Annotated in this window: 11 protein-coding genes and 1 pseudogene; 8 read left to right on the top strand and 4 right to left on the bottom strand. The window is 46.0% G+C overall.

Annotated features, from left to right (window positions below):
- Positions 1-31: 31 nt before the first annotated feature.
- Positions 32-3,217, bottom strand: coding sequence for a glycosyl hydrolase (locus BLS44_RS22085; protein WP_090392657.1), 3,186 nt, complete (start codon positions 3,215-3,217; stop codon positions 32-34).
- Positions 3,218-3,403: 186 nt separating this feature from the next.
- On the opposite strand from BLS44_RS22085, the gene BLS44_RS22080 reads away from it, so the two are divergent.
- Positions 3,404-4,285 carry an AraC family transcriptional regulator gene (locus BLS44_RS22080; RefSeq protein ID WP_090392519.1) on the top strand — a complete coding sequence of 294 codons (882 nt, stop codon included), beginning with the start codon at positions 3,404-3,406 and terminating at the stop codon, positions 4,283-4,285.
- Positions 4,286-4,292: 7 nt separating this feature from the next.
- On the opposite strand, the gene BLS44_RS22075 is transcribed toward BLS44_RS22080, so the two are convergent.
- Both BLS44_RS22075 and BLS44_RS22070 read right to left on the bottom strand, forming a co-directional pair.
- Complete coding sequence (locus BLS44_RS22075) at positions 4,293-7,307, bottom strand: glycosyl hydrolase (RefSeq protein WP_090392655.1); 3,015 nt, start codon at positions 7,305-7,307, stop codon at positions 4,293-4,295.
- Positions 7,308-7,541: 234 nt separating this feature from the next.
- Positions 7,542-7,859, bottom strand: a complete 318-nt coding sequence (locus BLS44_RS22070) for a hypothetical protein (RefSeq protein WP_090392518.1) — start codon at positions 7,857-7,859, stop codon at positions 7,542-7,544.
- A 426-nt stretch (positions 7,860-8,285) separates the two neighbouring features.
- On the opposite strand from BLS44_RS22070, the gene BLS44_RS22060 reads away from it, so the two are divergent.
- The 7 genes from BLS44_RS22060 to BLS44_RS22030 all read left to right on the top strand — a co-directional run bounded on the left by BLS44_RS22060 (position 8,286) and on the right by BLS44_RS22030 (position 19,585).
- Complete coding sequence (locus tag BLS44_RS22060) at positions 8,286-11,720, top strand: RHS repeat protein (protein ID WP_090392513.1); 3,435 nt, start codon at positions 8,286-8,288, stop codon at positions 11,718-11,720.
- Between the two features lie 55 nt (positions 11,721-11,775).
- Positions 11,776-15,357 (top strand): DUF6443 domain-containing protein, encoded by a 3,582-nt coding sequence (locus BLS44_RS22055; RefSeq protein ID WP_176954519.1) that lies wholly within the window; start codon positions 11,776-11,778, stop codon positions 15,355-15,357.
- A gap of 11 nt (positions 15,358-15,368) precedes the next feature.
- Positions 15,369-15,692, top strand: a complete 324-nt coding sequence (locus tag BLS44_RS22050) for a DUF2185 domain-containing protein (RefSeq protein WP_090392508.1) — start codon at positions 15,369-15,371, stop codon at positions 15,690-15,692.
- A gap of 407 nt (positions 15,693-16,099) precedes the next feature.
- Positions 16,100-17,605: an RHS repeat domain-containing protein gene (locus tag BLS44_RS22045; RefSeq protein WP_176954518.1), complete on the top strand. Its 1,506-nt coding sequence runs from the start codon at positions 16,100-16,102 to the stop codon at positions 17,603-17,605.
- 5 nt (positions 17,606-17,610) lie between these two features.
- The gene (locus tag BLS44_RS22040) at positions 17,611-17,793 is read left to right on the top strand and encodes a hypothetical protein (RefSeq protein ID WP_090392502.1); all 183 of its coding nucleotides are present in this window, start codon (positions 17,611-17,613) and stop codon (positions 17,791-17,793) included.
- 137 nt (positions 17,794-17,930) lie between these two features.
- The gene (locus BLS44_RS22035) at positions 17,931-19,127 is read left to right on the top strand and encodes an RHS repeat domain-containing protein (RefSeq protein ID WP_245729356.1); all 1,197 of its coding nucleotides are present in this window, start codon (positions 17,931-17,933) and stop codon (positions 19,125-19,127) included.
- 5 nt (positions 19,128-19,132) lie between these two features.
- Positions 19,133-19,585, top strand: coding sequence for a hypothetical protein (locus BLS44_RS22030; RefSeq protein WP_090392498.1), 453 nt, complete (start codon positions 19,133-19,135; stop codon positions 19,583-19,585).
- Between the two features lie 8 nt (positions 19,586-19,593).
- Here the strand turns inward: BLS44_RS22030 and BLS44_RS22025 are convergent.
- Positions 19,594-20,693 (bottom strand): annotated as a pseudogene (locus BLS44_RS22025) (IS630 family transposase).
- Positions 20,694-20,756 lie beyond the last annotated feature (63 nt).

Raw genomic sequence — 20,756 nt, 5'->3', positions numbered from 1 at the left:
ATGATGAACGTTAAAATAAAAGAATGATTATTTAATCCTGCTGATACCGGAACAGGCGGATGTCGTTGAGCCCGTAGTCGAACAGGAGGTATTGGCTGCCTGAAGGGTATTCCGTTACACCGTTCCAGCTATCGGGGCCGGTATACCCGGGACGATATGATTTGTAATGAGGTCCCATCAGGTTGCGTAAACTGCCCGCTACTTTTACCTCAACCGTATTGGCTCCTTTTTTCAGGAGCTTTGAAATATCAAGCTGGTACGGTTCTGCGTACACGATGCCGGCGCCCTTCCCGTTTACGGTTACAGAGGCTACAGAACCTTTCAGGGAATCCAGCCGGAGCAGATAACCGCTCCCGGGAGCCTGGAGTGTGAAGGTTTTCTGATACACGATGGTGTGCCCATACATGGGAAGACCCTGTTTTCGCCAGCTGCCGGTAGCCAATGCCCGCGGGGCAACGATCTTCCAGCCTTTGATATCCGGCTCCAGGTTGTAATCTCCCAGGAGGAACACTGGCCCTATCTCAGCATAGATGCGCATCGGGTCAATTGAAAGGGATAGGGTATTGGCTCCAGGTTTCAGGTAAGCTCCCACCTGTAAAACAGTAAAGGACCGGTCCAGCCACCAGTCGTTACCGGGTATAGCTTTCTGACCATTGATCCGGATATCGTTCCAAAGATGTCCCTGCTCGATGACTGCCCTGAAATTTTTGGTGATTACATTTTTATCAATATTGAAATGATACAACACGGTGAAACCGGAGCCGCGGGAGAAGGTATCCCGCTTCACAAAATCGGTCCTGAACTGCATCTGGTGGTCCCAGGGATCCCGGGAGAAACCGTTGTCTGTAAACGCCAGCTGGGTGGCATCTTTTACATGGATGTCCTTTCTTTCCTTTCCCCTGATCCGGAGATCGCAGAAGTCGATCATCAGCGTATTTTCCGCCGGGCGCTGTACCTGTATTGTACTACCCGGAACTTCTGTGTTGTTGCCGGGGATGGGGTAGCTGCTGCTGGTCTTTTGTTCCCTGTCTGCAATGAAGAACAGGATGCTTCCGGCAGGAGGAAGATCAAATGTAAAGCGGGTGCTTTGCTGCTGCCGGGTGGCCGGGTATTTCAGAATAGCACCGGTATTCAGGTCCATTACCAGGATGTGCTTGTTGCCTTTTATAGCTATATCTCCTGTTGCCGGTTGCGCAAGATTGGCATTGGATAAAAACAACAGCTGGCCATCACTGATGATCCGCCGGTGATGCAGGAGGCTGCCGCCTTCGGGGGCAGGTGCGGCCATATGGATAGTAAAATCTGCAGAACGGAATACCTGCTCCATGAATGAAGGATCGGGCTGCGCATACACGGTAACGCCCTGCTGGTTGGGGGAGAAGCGCTCACCGGGTGTCATGGCTGCCCCGTTGATGTAGCTTAAGGAACTCAGGAGGACCAGCCTGCCGCCATTGGCAACAAACCGTTTCAGCAATAAATAGGTTGCTTTGTTTACGTTCTCCATCCCGGGAGGAATGATCACGGTTGTATAGGATGCATGGCCGATCCGGAGCAGGTTTCTATCAACCGTGCCATGATCTTTGATGATATTCTCAGAGCCGAGATCATATTCGGCCTGGGCCTTCTCAAGGCGGGTTATGAAAGACTGGAACCGGGCGCCTGTTTCAAAGAACCGTTCATTGCTTTTAACCCTGCTGTGATACATCCATGCGGTAGTGGTTGGTTCAATGATCAATACGCTGTTCTTTTGTATGCCACGGGATAGCGCATAGGAGAGGCGGGCAAAGTATTCGTTCAGCGGCCGGTAATAAGGCCACCAGGAATTCTGGTAAGAGAAGGTGGTAGGATAGTCATATTTCCGTGCACCGGCCATGCTCATCCAGGCGAGGTGCTGGTTCATGAAGTTGACCCCCAGGGCTGCCTGCCAGTCGCCCAGGCGTTTCATATCCTTAAAGGTTAGATCCCAGCCGGCCCCGCCGTAGGTCTCACAGAGGGTGCGCTCTTTGCCCAGCTGGTTGGCTACACTGGCCAGCTCTTTTACCGAGCGGATATTGCCAAACTGTGCATTGGGACTGGATTCATCGAACTGGTTAAACAGCATGTCGATACCAGGCTGGTCATGCCAGGCATACATGGCCATATTATCGGGGCCTTCACCCGGGTCGGGCCAGCCGTGTTCCCAGTAATGGCCGGTCCATTTTAAATTATTTTTTTGAGTGAAGGCCTGCATTGGTTTCGACCACCGGTCGATGAACAACTGGAGCAGGGTTTCCTGGTAATTGTGCCGGATCCTCCGCCAGTCGCCGGTTTCTTCAAAAAGAGAAGGCAGGTGTGGCACCAGGTCATAACCCCATTTTTCACGGAATGCTGTAAAGAGGTCCGGGGTCCATCGTGTGGTCTGGTTGCCGTGGGTAGGAATACTGGGTTCGTCGGAGAAGGTACCGGGCACTGTTTTGCCGAATGCAGCTCCAAATGCTTTTTTGTAGGGAGTAAAAGTTACATCAATAAACTTTTCGGTAACGCCTTTTACAAGCAGGTCAACCAGCGGGTAGTTAGGCGGCCCTACCATGCCGGCCTGCGGAGCATAGCGCTGTTTACGGAACAGGTAGTAATCGCCTTTGTTACCGGTAGCGGCCCGGCTGGTTATATCTGTAAAGTGGTCGCCTTCTTTTTTTAAACAGATAAAATAAGCATTTCTGTCCTTGGGGATCGTATCGGATCTGAAGAGCTGAAGCATCTGCCCCTGGTTATAGGACGCCGGCATCTGGTCGGGGACCAGTCCCCCGGCAAACCCGGTGGGGTAAGAGTTCTCATCATAGATCCATACCTGCATATCCAGTGCTGCCGCTTTCTGAACTGTATGCTTATAGAGCGACAGCCATTCGTTGCCCAGGTATTCTGTTACCAGGCCCGGGCGGGGATGTACAAATACGCCCCCAAAAGCGTTGGCTTTAAACTCCTGCAACATGGAGTCGATGATGCCGGTTGTAACTTTGGTATTCCATACCCAAAGAGGGGCTGTTTGAAATTCTTTTCCCGGGTTGGAGAAATTACGGCTGACGGTTGCAAATGAAACCGGGGCGCGGGTGGGCATCAGGGATTGGGCTGCTGCTCCGGCAGGCAGCAGGGCGGCAGCGCATAGCAGGGGTAACCATGAAAGAAACCTGCCTGTTCTCCTGTGTCCGTTCCAAACGGAGGTCCGTGTCTTTGTAGTCATTTCTTTTAACGTTAATGTTGATTGTTCCGACAGAGCGATCTGCCGCATCACCGATGATCCCGGAAAAGCTAAACGGGAGTGAACGGCGGTCCTTTCGGGACCCGGTACAAAGATGCGGTGCCGGGCGATCAGAGTCCATATCAAAAATGATCTTTGACGGGTATTTTTTGATAAATTTGAGAACACATGAACAACTACTATAAATACCTTCCGGTCAGCGAGGTGGATAAGAGCTGGGGCTTATACGTTGTGAACGTCGGGTGCACAAAGATCGTGGAAGCGCAGCGCTATCCGCCCGGGGACCACCCTCCGCATCATTATTTTAACTGGGAGGACGGTCGCATTTTTGATGAGTTCCAGCTGATCTATATATTGAACGGGGAAGGGGTGTTTGAATCAAAAAGCTGCCCGCTGACGCCGGTGAAGCCAGGCACCCTGCTGATGTTGTATCCATATGAGTGGCATCGCTTTAAACCCAATAGTGATACGGGCTGGGAGGAATACTGGATCGGGTGCAAAGGCAACATCCTGCAAAATATCTATGACCATCATTTTTTTCCGAAGGAAAGACCTACCTACTACCTGGGAACCAATGAGGCCGTTATTAACTTATTTACCGGTGTGATCGAGCAGACGCGGTCCGAAAAGACCGGTTACCAGCAGCTGGTATCCGGGATGCTGCTGCACCTCTTTGGTAAAATATTCTCCCTCTCCAGGCAACTGAACTTTGATGAAAAGAACAGGCACGAAGCGGTGATCAACCGGGCAATGTCCGTGATGCATTCGAATATCAATTCCTGCCTGTCGTTTGAAAAGCTGGCCGGTGAGTTTTTTATCAGCTATTCGCTTTTCCGAAAGGCATTTAAGCTATACACCGGGATGTCGCCCCACCAGTATTTTTTGCAGCTGAAGCTGAATAAAGCCAAAGCATTGCTGTTGAGCTCCGGGGCTTCCGTTAAACAGATCGCAGGTGAACTGGGCTTTGAATCGGCCTATTCCTTTTCAAGGATCTTTAAGGCGAAAACGGGCTATTCTCCCAATCATTTTAAGAAAAAGTTCCTCCAGTAAAAATGCCCTACGGCTCTTTTATGAGGGTAACAGGGCCCAGCAACCCGGAGCTGATCAGCGGATCGTCTTTTTTATAAGGATTGAAAGTAGTAAAGGTATAACGCTTTCCGGGCCTCGGTTTGCCCTCAAGCAGCCAGGCCGGCCATTTCCCGTTCTGAACGCCGTCATCCGGCCACTGCTGATCACCGATCAGCCGGTTGATCCAGAGGTTGGCCACCGTGATCTCCAGCTGGTTGTTTTTTGCCCGGAGCTGCCGGGTTATATCTACACGCCAGGGAGCGGTCCATAATACGCCGAGATCCTGCCCGTTGAGTTGTACCCTTGCCAGCTGTTTCACGTTCCCGAGGTCAAGATAAACAGTCCTGTTGCTGTTAATTGCGGCCGGGGCATCAAATGTTTTCCGGTATACGGCCATGCCGGAATAGTACCGGATACCCGGATCGGCGTTTTCCTTCCAGTCGGATAAACGGCTGAAACGGGTATGGGCGGGGCCGCCCCATTTAGGGTCAAATGCAACGCTCCAGCTCCCGGAAAGGGTATCGGTTTGCGCCGTTCCTTTCCCGGGCGCATTTGCCGGATTGCCGGGATTATCGGTAAAAATGATAAAATAACTTTGTGCGGATCCGAAGGGGATGTTCAGTACTGCCTGCCGGCCTTCTCTCCGCAATGGCTGCAGCGGCATAAAGCTGCCGTTCAAAGGGTCCCAAAGCTCTGCATATTTTTTGGCCGACCGGAACCGGCACTCCGCTGTTAATGCATCCCCGGTGGTGTTGGAGATAAAAAAAAGATCGGTACCGGGCAGCTGTCTTTGTGTATAGCGCAGTGGCTGATCGCTGCTGAAATTTTCGCTGATATTCCCGGATTGCAGGATGCCGGCCAGTACCTCGTAGTCACAATAAAGATCATCCATTTGTTGCTCCAGGCCACTTCCCCAGATGATACGTCCCTTGCCATAAGTGCGTGCCGTCATCGCTGTTTTTTGAGGAAGGGGTCCCCACAATGCGGCCGCCAGCTTGCGGACGGTGGCATCGGTTGCAGGGTAACCGGAGAGCCCCGGTGCTTCCTGGGGAGGCGGTCCTATAACAGTGGCGCCTTCCTGTACAAGCCGGGTTATTTTTTGCAGCAGCGGAACCGACATGGCCGGGTAACGGGGTAATACCAACAAATAATAGGAGGCGCCTCCGGGGAAACAGATCCGGCCGTTCTCCACACGGGCTTTTGCGAGCAGGCCGGGCGGACAGGCATCAAAATTATATCCTCTGCGGTCCCGCAGGTCCGCATCTCCCTTTAAGGCCGATGCCGGAGGTGTAAATACGAACGGGGCTTCTTCCGGTGTAAGATAAAGGATGTCCGCAACCGTATTCCCCTGCTGCAACAGGTAGGAGCAGCGGGCAATGTATTGATGATAACCATCGGCCATTGACCACCAGGTCTGGTTGCGGTTCCATTGTACACCGTAGGGCCCCATGGTCATACCGGGTTTTAAAGAATCGGCCAGCGGCTGGCTCTGGTAGGTATGATAGAAGAATTTATTAATGCCTGCGGCAAAAGCCCAGTCGCCCTGGTTTTTCATGGAGCCCGGGTACTGCTTCCAGGCTTCATTGTTCTGGGCGGTAAATGCTTCTGCGGCTATCACAGGTTTGCCTTGCAGGTGGCCCAGGGAAGTGGCTTCTGCACAGCTGAACTGGGTGTTAAAGCCAAAGCCTTTGCTCCAGAACTCGCACATCGGTATATCGGCAACGGCACCCAGCTCCAGGTCTGCCGTGGGGTTCATATCATAAGGCTCAATGGACAAGCGCAGTCCGTTGCGGTAAGCATATTTTTTTACATGCAGGGCGTGGCGCTCCAGTACCAGGTCCATCGCGGTTTTGCGCAGGTCCCAGAGAAAGCGGTCGCTGATCTCCGCGCTGCCAATAACCTGGCCGGCATACACGGGGTAAAAGGGAAGGGGATCATAGTGCCGGCGTTTTATGAATTCCTGCCGGAAATCCTTTGTCCAGTTCTGTGCGCCCATTTCCCAGCTGTCGATGTGGAGATACTTCAGGCCGCCTTTGCTTTTGGGGTCAACCGGGCCGATCGCCTCCAGGATCCTGCCTACATAAAAATCCAGGTGCCGGTTCAACGCGGTGGTGTCAAGTTTGTCGGCTTCAAAACCCAACCCCGGCAGTGGTGCGGGCCTTGTTACGGCGCCGTTGTTCCTTACCCCGAAGCGCATCACGATCCAGGTGCCGGAACGCGGCTTCCAGTTGAGTTTGCCATCGGGTGTCAGGCGGTCGGTAATGTCGATGACGGTATTTTTTTGAACGGCATTTTTCCCGGGTATTTTGCTGCCGGTAACCGGCGGGTAATAGGCCGGTACATCTTTGGCAGAACTAAATGGCGCCCTGTAGTAAAGCGCCCGGTAATCCACATCGGCGATAGGCGTTTTTGCTACCGGGGCCGGGAATGCCAGCACTGCTACGTCTTTGTAGAATTGGTTCCGTATTTGTGTCAGCCCAGGCGTTAAGGCGCCTTCGCCAAAGAACGGCGGCTTGGGGGGCGGAACGGGCAGGGTTACCGGTGCCGGGTCCTGCGCGGTTACTGTGGTGCTGCTGCTCACCAGGTGTTGCATGGAGTATTCAGGAGCAACCCAGGGGCCACCGCTCCCGGCCCATCCCGGGCCGATCCCCAGCGTAATGGCAATTTCCTGTTTCCGGGCCTCCTGTTCGATCTGTTGAAACAGGGACAGCCATCCCGGGCTCAGGAAGTTGATCTTTCCCCTGGGAACGCCTACGTTTACCTCCAGGAATATTACATGCCCGATGCCGGCTTTTTTCATGGCCTTCAGATCCCCGCGGATCCCTTCGGCCGACAAATTACCATCCATGAAATACCAGTAAACGCCTGGTTTTGCGGTGTCAGGGGGATGAACAAACCCGGCCTTTAAATGGCTGAGCACCGAGGTCTTTGGCTGGGCGGTTGCTGTTTGAAAACACCCGGTTGCCATAAGCCAGAAGAAGAGGAACACGCTATTCCGGTACATATCAATCATTGTTTAAAGTTCAAAGGCAAATGATCCGGACCGTAAGGTAATGCATCCCGGATAAGAGGCCGTCATGTACTGTCATGCCGGGGGTAAAACTGTCTTGTGAAGAATAGGCGCAGCGCGGGGCGGCGGATGAGGGATTTGTTATTGAAATTCGTGACAGGGTGAAATCCGGGAATGCCGGTTTTATTGCTGACTTGTGGTTGAAAATGTAGTGTCATTATTGCCCGGTTAAAATCGGGTTAGAATAGCTTTGCCTTTTTTTGCTCCCCGCTTATACCTGCCTTCTTCCGCCAGGCGGTGTTCATGATCCACTACTTTAAAATAACCGTGCAGCAGCCTGCCATAGTAACTGCCCTCGATAGTGTAGATATGCCCCGATTTAAACCAGGTATAAAAATGGATGGAATGCAGGCGGGGCGCGGCATCTGTAACCTGGAAGATGAAAGACCGGTCGGGCGAATCGATCCGCACCTGTCCATTGTAGTATTGGGCGGGGGCACAGGCTGGGAGTAAAAGAAACGGCAGGATCAGCAGCAGGCGATTCATAATGTTGGATACTTTGATTGCGGATAAAGTTAATAATGAAAACGGATCAGGTATGTGCGGGGGGGGGCAATTGTCAAAAATTACGCATTTATACGTATTGTTTATTTATAAGGGTGGGTTTAGTTTTGACAAAGAAAGTTTTGAGCCTTTAAACGGCGGTTTAAAGATGTATTGTCAGTAAGGGAGGTTGTCGAAAAAAGTTGAAGCGGAACAAATGGTATTGCTGAAAATATTGGGGAAGTTAATGCCGAACCAGCTTGAGATGTAGAAAACCACCAAAGCATTGCAAATGCGCAATAAAAGTGCAAAAAATGGGAAAGGTTATTGTTACTAAGATTGCCGTTCGATGTTGGCATCTTTATGAGCTTAAACGATTTGAAATGAAAGATGTATGATTTTTCAAACTTTACCAAAATATAAATATTTATGAAAATAACCCTCTTTTTGACTATAATCCTGCTAACTACAGTTACTGTCATTTCTCAAGTGCCGGTGGGCGTAAGAACACTTATCCCCCCTTCGCCCAATGTAGGAAGTCTTTTAAAATTCACAGAAAGTCCGGTGTCAAAATTCAATGGGCTTCCTGAAATTTCTTTACCCGTTTATACGATAAAGGGTAAAGGTGTTGAATTCCCGATTAAGCTAATGTATCACAGCGGGGGGGTTAAGGTTACAGAGGCCGCGTCATGGGTAGGTATGTCCTGGGCGTTAGTTTCTGGAGGAGTCATAAGCCAATCTATTCGTGGTGTTAGTGACTTATCTATCAATGGCAGGTTTAATACAAGTCCTTCAAATACAAACGCCTTAATTACTCCATCTGCCTGTGAGCTAAAAGCTGTATGCGATGGTCGCTTGGATAGCGAGCCAGATATATTTTACTTCAATGTTAATGGTAAGTCTGGTGAGTTCTTTTTTGACGATTCCAGAAGCATACAACAGATGTATGATCAAAAGCTGAAAATAACAACTGCAGGTGTTCCTACGCTTGATATTTCAAGTTGGATAATTACTGACTTAGATGGCACGCAATATATTTTCGAAGAGCAGGAACAAATGACAAATTGGAGCAGACGAGTAAGTGGCGCGACAGTGCTTGATAATGGTTCGCCAGGAGATATTCCTTCAGGGACTCCGAAGAGTTGGTTGTTGACTAAGATAAAAATGACCAACGGGGATTTTATTTACTTTAATTATGAATCTAGCTATTTTGTAGATCACATATATAATTCAGATACGAAAACCTTTCAGGACGCATCACAATCCTGTCCGGGGGGCGTTACCCCCTCAGTTGACCCTGTAAGTGAGATGAAAAACTATCAAGTACAGAAAGCAACGCAGGGGAGACGCCTGCAGTCGATAGATTTTCCTGGTGGCACTATCCGGTTTATCACAGGTGCTAGTCGATGTGATATATATGGTGATAAATTTTTGGATAAAATTATTGTGGAAGATAATAATGGTGCAAAAATCGAGGAAGTTATACTGCGATATAAATACTTTATTGGCAATAATAGTTATCTTCCAGAACAGGTGGATTGTTCTTCTGAGCCAGAACCTGCAATGTATCCAGGATATATGTCTCCCAACACATACAAGGATAGAAGATTGTTTTTAGTGGCTGTGGATCAGATAGGTCAGAATAATAATAAATTAGGCTCTTACACTTTTGAGTATGAAAATTCAATTGGATTGCCTAATCGGTTTTCGTCGGAGCAGGATTGGTGGGGTTTTTACAATGGAAATGGCTATAGCTCATTGTTACAAAATTTGTACATAACCGATGAACGAATTGACAATATAAACCGTCGTGATATTTACGGGCGTTCCTCCAGTTTCTTACATGCAAAACAGGGATCATTAAAGAAAATAAGCTATCCAACAGGAGGATATACTGAGTTTGAATATGAGTTGAACTCATTGCCTACAACATATGGTCCCAGCAGAGTTTTTCATCCGGAAAAAACATATACGACATCCGGGTCAAATTCGGATCAGCCGCTTGATGATATCTTAATAAACAACGGAACACAAAGTGTTACATTATCCTTTGAGGTTACCAAATGTATATTTGGGCCTAATAGTCCTTCCGTGGGATTTTATATAAAAGATCTGAATAGTAATACCATTGTTGTCTCTGCTAATCAGGTGATGTCTGAGACCTCTGGAGAGATGAGTTTTTCTTTAAGTTCAGGATCGTACAGACTTTTCTCCTATGCTCCCGCGCCCTTTCCATGCACTTATACCATAAAGATACGACCATGGAGTGATCTGCCGACGCCACAGGTTAATTATGATAACGGGGGATTACGTGTAAAAAAAATTACCAGTTATGATCCTGTTGCAGATAAAAGAACATATAAATTATATGACTATACGGAGCTGATAAATGGTAATAAAGTCTCTACCGGACGTTCGTCGCTGCCCTACTCAAAATTCAGAAACGATTATGTTAGCTGGCATAGCTACTGTATAAGTCAAGTGGGAGGGGCGGGGCAATATGAAGGCTCTGGTAAATACCTCACGGTTAACTCTACTACCAATTATCCATTAAGTTCGAATCAAAATAATACCATAGGCTACTCTAAAGTAACTGAAAGAACTGTTGATGACCAAAATAATGACCTTGGGTATACTTTGTATGAATATACCAACCTTCAGGATTACCTGATAGGAGCAGATGTTGCATTTGCGGGAAATAGTTATTTTTTTCTATCTGGGAGCGATAAATATCCCTGGGAGCCGATATTAAGCAATGCTGCACATCGAGGTAAGCCTTTGAGAATTGAAGAATATAAAAAGAGTACTGGGGGGTATAAAAAAATAAGATCTCAAAAATTTACCTATACCTATGTAAAAAAACCTGGTGTTACATATGGCTTCGTCGCAAGCTATTCATTTGCATCGCGGCATCAAAATTATGTTTCCTGTCAAAATTCTACCGCTACTGTACCGGAATTTGATGCCTTCAGATACAGCCGGTACCACCTCGAATCAGAATATGATCTATTGTCTTCCGTTGTAACAGAAGAAATAGATGATATGGATAATACTCTAATGACAAGTACGGTATATGAATACAACGAACAGAATTTAAAACCTTCTAAAACCACTGTTACAAATTCTACAGGTACTACTGTAATGCTGATAAAGTATCCTAATGACTTTAATGGAGTAACTGGTGTTGATAGAATATCATCGGGTATAAAAGCTCTGCAAGACGCTTATGCGCTGAATAGGCCGATAGAGCATGAGGTTCGAAAGAAAGTGAACCAAACCGACATAGGCACGGTTAGTTCTGTATTTAACTCCTACAATGCGTCAAACCTGGAGCCGGATAGAATCTATAGTGCCGAATTTGTTGTTCCGGTTGTAAATTTTTCATCAGCGTCTGTATCCTCTGGTACGGTTGTTAAAGATAATCGTTACAGGCAACGGGTATCATTTGATCAATATGATACGCGTGGTAATATTCTCGAACAGCAAAAATCCAATAATGTTAGGGAAGTATATTTATGGGGTTATGACGGCCTGTATCCGGTGGCGAAGATAGTGGGCAGTGATAATGCTATTGTGGGGACGGTGATAACTCAGGCCCAGATAGATGCTGCTATAAATAATGATCAAACTTTGAGAACCTTGTTAAATACATTACGCATAGACGCTCGTACTAAAAATGCACTTGTTACCACCTATACCTATATGCCCCTGGTAGGCATGACTTCAGAGACGGATCCTTCTGGCCGGACGATTTATTACGAGTATGATAGCTTTGGCCGGTTAAACCTTGTGAAAGACGATAATGGCAGGATCCTCAAAAAGATCTGTTACAATTATGCCGGTCAGCCCGTAAACTGTAACTAAGCAAACACGTTTTAAAACAAAAAACTGTATTATGCAAAACCGGAATTACATATATATGTTAGTCCTCCTGCTGCTGGGCAGTAGGGAGACATACGCCCAGCAGCCCACAAATTTGCCTGTCTACAACTCATCTACACCCGTCAACTATATCCGCACCTGGACGGCCACGGCACCTACAACAGATGCTGCGGGCCTGCCATTAAAAGGGCTCAACGAGGTTAAGGAAGCCACACAGTATTTTGATGGTTTGGGGCGCCCGTTACAAACGGTGCTAAAGAAAGGGGCGCTGGCAACGAATGGATCCGATATACAGGATACCTCCGGGGCTAAAGACCTGGTAACGCCGGTACTCTATGATGCGTTTGGGCGGGAGCAATATCAATTTGCGCCTTTTGCGGCAAATAGTGCCGGGGGCAATACTTCGCTGTCCGATGGCCAGTTCAAGCTAAACCCTTTTGCGCAGCATCAGCAATTTATGGAAGGAAGATATGGCAGCCAGGGGGAGGATAATTATTACAGCCAGACGGTCTTTGAAGCTTCTCCCTTAAGCCGGGTAATGGAACAGTTTGCACCGGGGAAGAGCTGGGCCGGCAGTTACCAGGGAAGTACGGAGGAGACGCGTCACAGCATCAAAAATAAATATTGGGCCAACACGGCCGCCGATGCGGTCAGGATCTGGACGGTAGCTAACGGAACGCCCGGATCAACGATCAGCAGCAGTTATACCACTTCCGGTACATATCTTGCCGGAATGCTGTATAAGAATGTAACAGCAGATGAGCAGGGCAAACAGGTCATAGCGTTTAAAGATAAAGAAGGACAGGTGATCCTGAAAAAAGTACAGCTTACGGCAGCCAAAGACAATGGCACAGGGAGCGGCCACGCCGGCTGGTTATGTACTTATTATATTTATGATGACCTGGGCAATTTAAGATGCGTGATCCAGCCGGAGGGAGTAAAGACGATGAACGATGCCGCAAGCTGGACACTCACCAGCACCCTCCTGGCTGAGCAGTGTTTCCGTTATGAGTATGACGGCTGGCAGCGCATGATCGTAAAACAGGTGCCGGGGGCAGGGGCGGTTGTAATGGTGTATGATGTGCGGGACCGGCTGGTAATGACCCAGGACGGGAACCTGCGGAGCCAGGGCAACTGGAACTATACACAATACGACAACCTGAACCGGCCGGTAAGAACGGGGTTGGTGAACCTGGGCAGCAGTACTCCCAATACCCACTGGACTGCAGCGATGAGCAAGACGGGTGATACTAATTCGGCAATACAGTATCCCGAAGCCGGCATGCTGACCAATGCGACGGTATTAACAGAGACGTTTTATGATGGCTACGACTGGGTAACCCAAAGTCCGCATTCCGCGGCGCTGCCTTCCGGCTTTTCCGATTATGATAACAGCCTGGATGCGGGAAACCTGGCCGCTGCAGACAATCCCAATTTTCCTTACGAACAAAAGAACACGAAAGATACCCGAACCAAAGGCCTGGTAACCGGTATGCGGGTAAATATACTGGGTACCCCCGATTATATCTATACGTTAACGATCTACGACAATAAGGCACGCCCCATCCAGGTTAAGACAAAAAACCAAACAACGGGGATCGACCTGGTAACGACGCAATACAGCTGGAGCGGCCAGCCGCTGACGATCGTGAGCAGGGAGAGTAAGGCCAGTGGTGCGGCCATTGCGGTAACCACGGTCACCAAAAATACCTATGATGTATTAGGCCGGCTGGTAAAGACGACGAAGAATGTAAGCAGCAGCACCGGGCTGAGCAGTGGGGATAAGATCATTGCGGTGAACAAATATGATGAGCTGGGGCAGCTGGTGGGCAAGACGCTGGGCGCCACGGATGCCAATGGTACGGCGGGTGCTGAAACGCAGGCATATGAATACAATGTACGGGGGTGGCTATTGGGGATGAACCGGGGTTATGTCAACAACAGTCAAAACACAAGCAGCTTCGGATTCGACCTGGCCTATGATAAGATCAATAATTTGCCCGGAACAGCGAACTACACCAAAGGTATGTACAACGGTAATATCACCGGTATGACCTGGCGGGGCAAAACAGGCAGTGCAGAGATAAGGCGGTACGATTATGACTATGATGCCGCCAACAGGATATTAAAAGGCGACTTTAAAGATTTTACAAACACCGCCAATAATACCGCTTTTGATATAAAGATGGGAAATGGTATTAACCCTGAACAGGCCTATGGCTACAACGGTAATATCAAAACCATGCAGCAGTATGGCCTGTACCAGGGAAGTAAACGGTTAATAGACAACCTGTCTTACACGTACAAAGAAAATGGCTTAAGCAATAAGCTGGCTGCCGTAACGGATGGAGGAGTCTCCACAGCAGGATTGGGCGATTTTAATAATGGGGTTAACAGTGGTGATGATTATACGTATGATACCAACGGAAATCTGACCAAAGATGCAAACAAGAATATTTCCGGCATCAGCTACAATATCTTAAATTTACCTCAGCAAATCGATGTTACGGGCCAGGGCACGATCAGCTACCAGTATGATGCAGCGGGTAACAAGCTGAGCAAAACGGTTGATGAGACGGGCCAGGGTCAGAAGGTAACCACGTACCTGGGTGGGATGATCTTTGAAAATGATGTATTGCAGCATGTAGCAATGGAGGAAGGGCGGTTCCGCCCGAATGGCAGCGTTTTTACCGCAGATTACTTCCTGAAGGATCACCTGGGCAATGTGCGGGCAATGATCAATGAGAATGGAACCCTGCTGGAGGAGACGCATTATTATCCGTTCGGATTAACGATGAGAGGTATCTCTACGCAGAACGCTACGCCCTCATTACATAATAAGGATAAAACATTCCAGGGGCAGAAGTTCGACGATGATTTGGGGGTAAATTATTACAGTTTTAAATACCGCAATCATGATCCGCAGATAGGGAGATTTATTCAGCTTGATCCGCTTGCAGACGATTATCCGCATAATAGCACATATGCGTTTTCAGAAAACCGAGTTGTAAATGGTGTAGAGTTAGAAGGGTTAGAGTACATGACTTATTCATACAATGAAGCGGGAGTAAGAGCTAATCAACAAGCTACGGCACAACGATCAACACAACGGGCAAGATCTGGCGCAATGAGGACGTTTGACAAAGGACTAAAACTTGCGGGAGGATTAACATTGACAACAAAAAGCCCGGTGGGGTTAGCTGCTGGAGGAATATTGCTTATAGGCACGACGATGGTTGTTCTTATGCAGGAAGCATTGGAAGGTGAAGTAAAAGAAGGAGGTAAAGATCCAAAGGAGAATAAAATTTTAGAAGAAAAAAAGGATAATACTTATAATAGAGTAAAACCGAGAAAAAAGACACTTGAGAAGGTTAATGAAAATCAACCGAGGAATGATGCTGGTGAGATGGTTGACCCCAATACGGGGGAACCATTAGTAGATGGTGAGACAGATTTAGGACATAAGCCGGGGAACGAATGGAGGAAGCGGCAGCAAATGCATAAAGAAAGGGGCAGTTCAAGAAAAGAAGTCATTGAGGCTGAAAATGATCCTGACTTATATCAGTATGAGGGTCGGAGTAACAATCGAGGCCATAAATACGAGAAAAAAGATAATTAAACTTCAATTTAATGAACAATAAAATATTTAGGATAAAAAAAGAAGATATAAAAAAAGTTATCTCACCCATGGGGGGGTGTTATGCGTCAGATATGATTACTGTTGAAGGTTTGCCTGTAAAGTATATGTATCGTGAGGAAGGAAATTTTGAGAAAGACAGCGGTTGGCGCTTTTTGTCTGGGACTGAATCACAAGAGTATCTTGATAACCCTGAAAATTTAATGATTTATGATGTCAATACCATTGCAAATTATGACCCCTCTATTATCCCCTATTTAAACGCTGAGATTGGCTCAGAATTCATTCGGGAGGGAAATGTATTTAAAAGAGTATAGGGGTTACCTGTTTTGCTGTTGTTAGAGTGCCCAACTGACTTACAGCTACCTCCCCCTCTCGCGCAGGTCTGTAGCAGGTTTGTGCATAGATGACCTGTGCAGCATTGTTACTGATTATTCTTTGCGGTGCTGAAACGCAGGCATATGAATACAATGTACGGGGCTGGCTATTGGGGATGAACCGGGGTTATGTCAACAGCGCTACCGCCGCTACGGCCAACTTTTTTGGTTTTGACCTGGCATATGACAAGACCAATAATAACAAGACGTCAGAAAGCAACGGGGCAGTGAACAATTATGCCGCGGCTTTTTATAACGGCAATATATCCGGTATGAGCTGGCGGGGGCAGAACAGGAGTGCCCCGATAAGAAGATATGATTTCAGCTATGATCCTGCCAACCGGCTGATGAATGCGGGTTTTAAGGAGTACAGCGGGAGCAGTTATACGGCAAGTGGTTCCTTTAACAGCCGGATGGGTGATGGCAACCCGGGCAACCCGGAGAGTGCCTATGACTACAATGGTAATATTAAAGCCATGACGCAGCAGGGGTTGGCCGGCAGCAGCTCCCTGCTGATGGATCAGCTGGTGTACAGCTACCAGCCGGGCAGCAACAAGCTGGCAAAGGTAACAGACCAGGCGGGTAATACCCGCAGCTATCAGTTGGGGGATTTTAATGATGGCACCAACAGCGGGGATGATTATGCCTATGATGTAAACGGGAACCTTACCAAAGATGAGAACAAGAATATCAGCGGCATTACGTATAATATCTTAAATTTACCGGAGCAAATCAGTGTGACCGGTAAAGGGACGATCGTTTACCAGTATGATGCTTCGGGTAACAAACTGGGTAAGACGGTCAGCGAAGGGAGCACCCAGAAAATAACCACCTATGTTGGTGGGATGATCTTTGAAAATGATGTATTGCAGCATGTAGCGATGGAGGAGGGCAGGTTCCGTCCGAATGGTAGCATTTTTACAGCTGATTATTTTCTGAAGGATCATTTGGGGAATGTGCGGTCGATGATCAATGAGAATAGGACACTGCTGGAGGAGACGCATTATTATCCGTTCGGGTTGACGATGAAAGGTATTAGCTATCAGAATACAACTACTTCATTACAAAATAAAAGGAAATTTAACGGCTATGAAGAAACTGCGGAACTGGGAGTGAATTTATATGAGAGTATTTACCGTACACACGACCCGCAGATTGGAAGATTTTGGCAGATGGATCCAAAACCGACCGATTCTATAAGTTTGTATGCCTTTGGTTATAATAATCCAATCAGATACAACGATCCTTTAGGAGATACAGCCATTTTAGGCATTAATAATAGATCAGCATTAGGATTAGGTCATCAGGTTCTTATTTATCAAGATAAAGACAAAAACTGGTTTGTTTATAGTATGGGGGCAGCAAAAGATGAAAAAGGTGCAGATATGGTTTCGGGTAGAACTGGTTCAGGGGAAGTGACGATAACAGCATTAACGGCCGAAAACTTTAAAGGTTTGCCAGAGGGCGTACTGACGTCTGGCCAAATTACAGAATTTTTGGCAGGGAACAAGTTAGGAAATGCGAACATTTCTGATCCTGTAGTTCTCGCTACAACTCAAAAGCAAGATGAAATGATTGCAGCAAACGCTATTCAATCGCAAGCAGATTTTGCGAATGGGAAAGAGAAATACAATCTTTATAAAAACAATAGCACACATAACACAATGAAGGTTCTTAATACTAATACAAAACTTAATTTGCCAGTAACCGGAGGACCCAGAAGTACGCACGCGCAGGTTAAAGAGGCTATTAAGGTCAGGAACATGACACCTGAGCAGAGGGCTGTTTATAATAAACAACAGAATGACTATACCGAAAAATTAAAAGCAGATGCGCTTATGAATTTCAACTAAGAACAATGAAAAAAAAAATCATAAGGGTTGTAATAGTATTGATAGTTGTAATAACACTTGTTTATCTATACCTTGTATTTGCAGTAAACGCTAAGCAAAAAGAATTACAAGAGTTTAAGAATAAGATTGAACAAGATAGTATTGAGTATAATTCTAAGAAGGGTGATAATGATAAACCCATACATTAAGGAACAAAGCCACGTCAGGGGGGCTTAATAAGAAGTACGTCTTTTAACTTATGACCCCTCCCTCTGGCGTAGGTCTGTAGCGAAGTTGGGTGCGATAGTTGACCTGTGCTATCCCGTTACTTGTTTATCCGCTTCCTTTGGTCTGGGATGGAATGATCTTTGAAAACAATGTATTGCAGCATGTAGCGATGGAGGAAGGGCGTTTCCGGCCCAATAGCAGTTCCTTTACCGCAGATTATTTTCTGAAGGACCATTTGAGGAATGTGCGGTCGATGATAGATGAGAATAAAACTTTATTGGAAGAGACACATTATTATCCGTTCGGCTTGACAATGAAAGGTATCTCCACGCAAAATATTACGGCCAGCCTACAGAACAAATATCTGTACAATGGTAAGGAGTTGCAAAATGATTTAGGTTTAGATCATTATGATTATGGAGCACGATTTTATGATGCGCAGATCGGAAGATGGCATGTAGGAGACCCTTTAAGTGACAAGTTTAGGCGGTATTCTATTTACAATTTTGCAATAAACAATCCTTTAAGATTTATTGATCCCGATGGTATGGCAATTGAGGAGATTAATGGTGGCATTCGCTTTACTGAAGGTGATGCGCAGGCTGCCTTTGCTCTTTTAACGCGTAGGGCAACTAATGTGTTTATTGGTATTACGGGTAATCAAAAAGTAATCGATCAAACCAAAAAGTCGTATGAAGCAGGTTCATATGGGAACTGGGCTGTATTTGGTGCTAAGAATTTTTCTTTAGCATCTCGTGCGCTGTCCCAGTTTGGATCTAAATCTTTAGACAACCTAATTGTTTCTACTCATGGGCGAACTGAAATGACAGAGTCAGGTAAAACAGTTTCAAGTGGATTTCGATATTCGGAGGCGATAGCGCTATCGAAGGATCCTTATATATACTCGGAAAATATAGAATCGTATAACGATGGGAAAAAAGCTGCGGTGAACGAACAAATTGGATATTTAAGCAAAATGTTAGGGAGTGTGAAAGATGGGGGTAATGCGATTTTTGCGGCTTGTTTTTTAGCTGATAATAATAGAGTTGGAGTGAGAATGGGTGCTGCATTACAGGATTTATCGGATAATAGGTTGAACTTCTATTTGAGTAAAGGCTTTGCTTTGATGTCATATGATGATCCTAATGCGGGGTCGGGCTATGCTTCTCCCAAAGGATTTACTGTAGAGGGGGCACTTACTATTAGAACGAGACAGTATCCTGGAGGTTGGATAAAATATTCACCCACAAATGCGATTCAATCTGTGAAGGATATTATAGTAAATTTGTCAGGGTCACCTGTAGAATTTAAATAATCTATATGCATTTACATAAGGTATTTGTTTTTTTGATATTTGGCATATTATTTTTTACAAATATAGAAGCTCAATCAAATGATACTGGGATGCTTAAAAGTGTTAAGATTATACCAAATAAAAAAGTGTTGATTCTTCCAGTAATAGTCAACTCTGATTTTTGTAATAAAATCAAAAAGATAGTTAAACCATCTCTATTAAATTTTTTTGATGATAATGGCGATTCTGTTTCATATTATGTCAATATGAGAGTGAACTTCAATAATAGGGGGAAAGTTCGAAGTATTGCCTCCAATAATAAAAATATCTACCTGGAAAAAATTGTTCGAGAAATAAAACATCTACTTACTATAAGTCAATGGAAGTTTGCTAAAGACTCACCTCGTAGTTTAAAGTTCACTTGTTTGGTCGTAAGAGAAGGGGTTGTGAATTTAGCTTTGAGTACCCTAGTGTTGTGACAATTTAGTTATGAAACGTAATGTTTTGATAACTTTTTGTCAGCGTCTTGTCTTGTAAACTTCCATTCGATAGTGCATTTATTTTCGTTTCTCTCTTTTGTCCATTTTTCTAAGTCTTCTGCGAGTTTTTCTTTGCTTTCAATTCTTGTACCGGTACATTGTCTGTCCATTATATTGATTTCTATTTCTGCCATGTTAAGCCAACTGGCATGCTTGGGGGTATAGATAAACCGCAGTTTTTTCATCAGCCTTTCTGTTTCCTGTTTGCCAAAAGTTTCAATTAACGATCCCTCAAAATGGGTGTTAAGATTGTCCATTACCAACTGAATATACTCGGATTTGGAAAAATGCTCGTCAACCAAATCCAAAACAAAATAAGCAAAATCCCGCTTCGTCCTTGTATCGGTAACTTTGGTGTACCGCATGCCCTCTTTGGGTACTATTGCCATAAAAATGTTACAAGTGCCCTTCCTTTTGTATTCATAATCGTATTTCTCAAGGCTTCCCGGGCGTGCCGCTATGGGTTTTCTATTGTCTGCTAATAGCTGCTTGCTTTTCTCATCCATGCAAACTAACGGATGGAGAGGATCATAACCCTCTTTATACAAATCCAATAGACGATACATCCGTTTTCTGTATTCCGGAGTTATTTGCTGTATACACCACATTTTCTTTAACCAAGGTTTACATTCATTTTTTTTAACGCCAATCTTACTGATTCTCTGTTGATGGTCTCAAAACCGCGTTTTGATTGTATTTCCTTTGTCAGTAACCGTACTGTCCAACGCTTCCTTCCGTCGGGACAAGGGCCACAGGCCAATGCCGCTAACTCCGTTTCATGGTCGGTTGTGTATTTAGCCGGTTGGCCACTACGCGCATCTTCTTCCAATGCCTTTTCTATACCTTCTTCTAAATAACGCTTTTTCGTTCGCCATATCGTTACCCGATCTACATCCAGAAAATCTTCTATCTCCGTATTCTTTTTTCCCTTATTTAGCAGCAACAAAATATTGATCCGATTATAACGGCGTAAACTTGAATCGCCTGATCGCTTTTGCTCATCTAAATAGGAAAGTTCCTTTGCGCTTAACTTTACTTGTGTTGACATAATAATGGGGTTGTTCAACACAAATATAAACAATGTTTCTAAATTAAATTGTCGTAACACTAG

Source organism: Niabella drilacis (assembly GCF_900101395.1).
GTDB classification, from domain to species: domain Bacteria; phylum Bacteroidota; class Bacteroidia; order Chitinophagales; family Chitinophagaceae; genus Niabella; species Niabella drilacis.
The sequence above is the reverse complement of the archived record's forward strand: the minus strand, read 5'-3'. Positions and strand labels throughout refer to the sequence as shown.

Bases quoted from the DNA above. Each gene is read 5' to 3' on its own strand.
- BLS44_RS22085 (WP_090392657.1), bottom strand. From the start codon at position 3,217: ATGACTACAAAGACACGGACCTCCGTTTGGAACGGACACAGGAGAACA.
- BLS44_RS22080 (WP_090392519.1), top strand. From the start codon at position 3,404: ATGAACAACTACTATAAATACCTTCCGGTCAGCGAGGTGGATAAGAGC.
- BLS44_RS22075 (WP_090392655.1), bottom strand. From the start codon at position 7,307: ATGTACCGGAATAGCGTGTTCCTCTTCTTCTGGCTTATGGCAACCGGG.
- BLS44_RS22070 (WP_090392518.1), bottom strand. From the start codon at position 7,859: ATGAATCGCCTGCTGCTGATCCTGCCGTTTCTTTTACTCCCAGCCTGT.
- BLS44_RS22060 (WP_090392513.1), top strand. From the start codon at position 8,286: ATGAAAATAACCCTCTTTTTGACTATAATCCTGCTAACTACAGTTACT.
- BLS44_RS22055 (WP_176954519.1), top strand. From the start codon at position 11,776: ATGTTAGTCCTCCTGCTGCTGGGCAGTAGGGAGACATACGCCCAGCAG.
- BLS44_RS22050 (WP_090392508.1), top strand. From the start codon at position 15,369: ATGAACAATAAAATATTTAGGATAAAAAAAGAAGATATAAAAAAAGTT.
- BLS44_RS22045 (WP_176954518.1), top strand. From the start codon at position 16,100: ATGAATGCGGGTTTTAAGGAGTACAGCGGGAGCAGTTATACGGCAAGT.
- BLS44_RS22040 (WP_090392502.1), top strand. From the start codon at position 17,611: ATGAAAAAAAAAATCATAAGGGTTGTAATAGTATTGATAGTTGTAATA.
- BLS44_RS22030 (WP_090392498.1), top strand. From the start codon at position 19,133: ATGCATTTACATAAGGTATTTGTTTTTTTGATATTTGGCATATTATTT.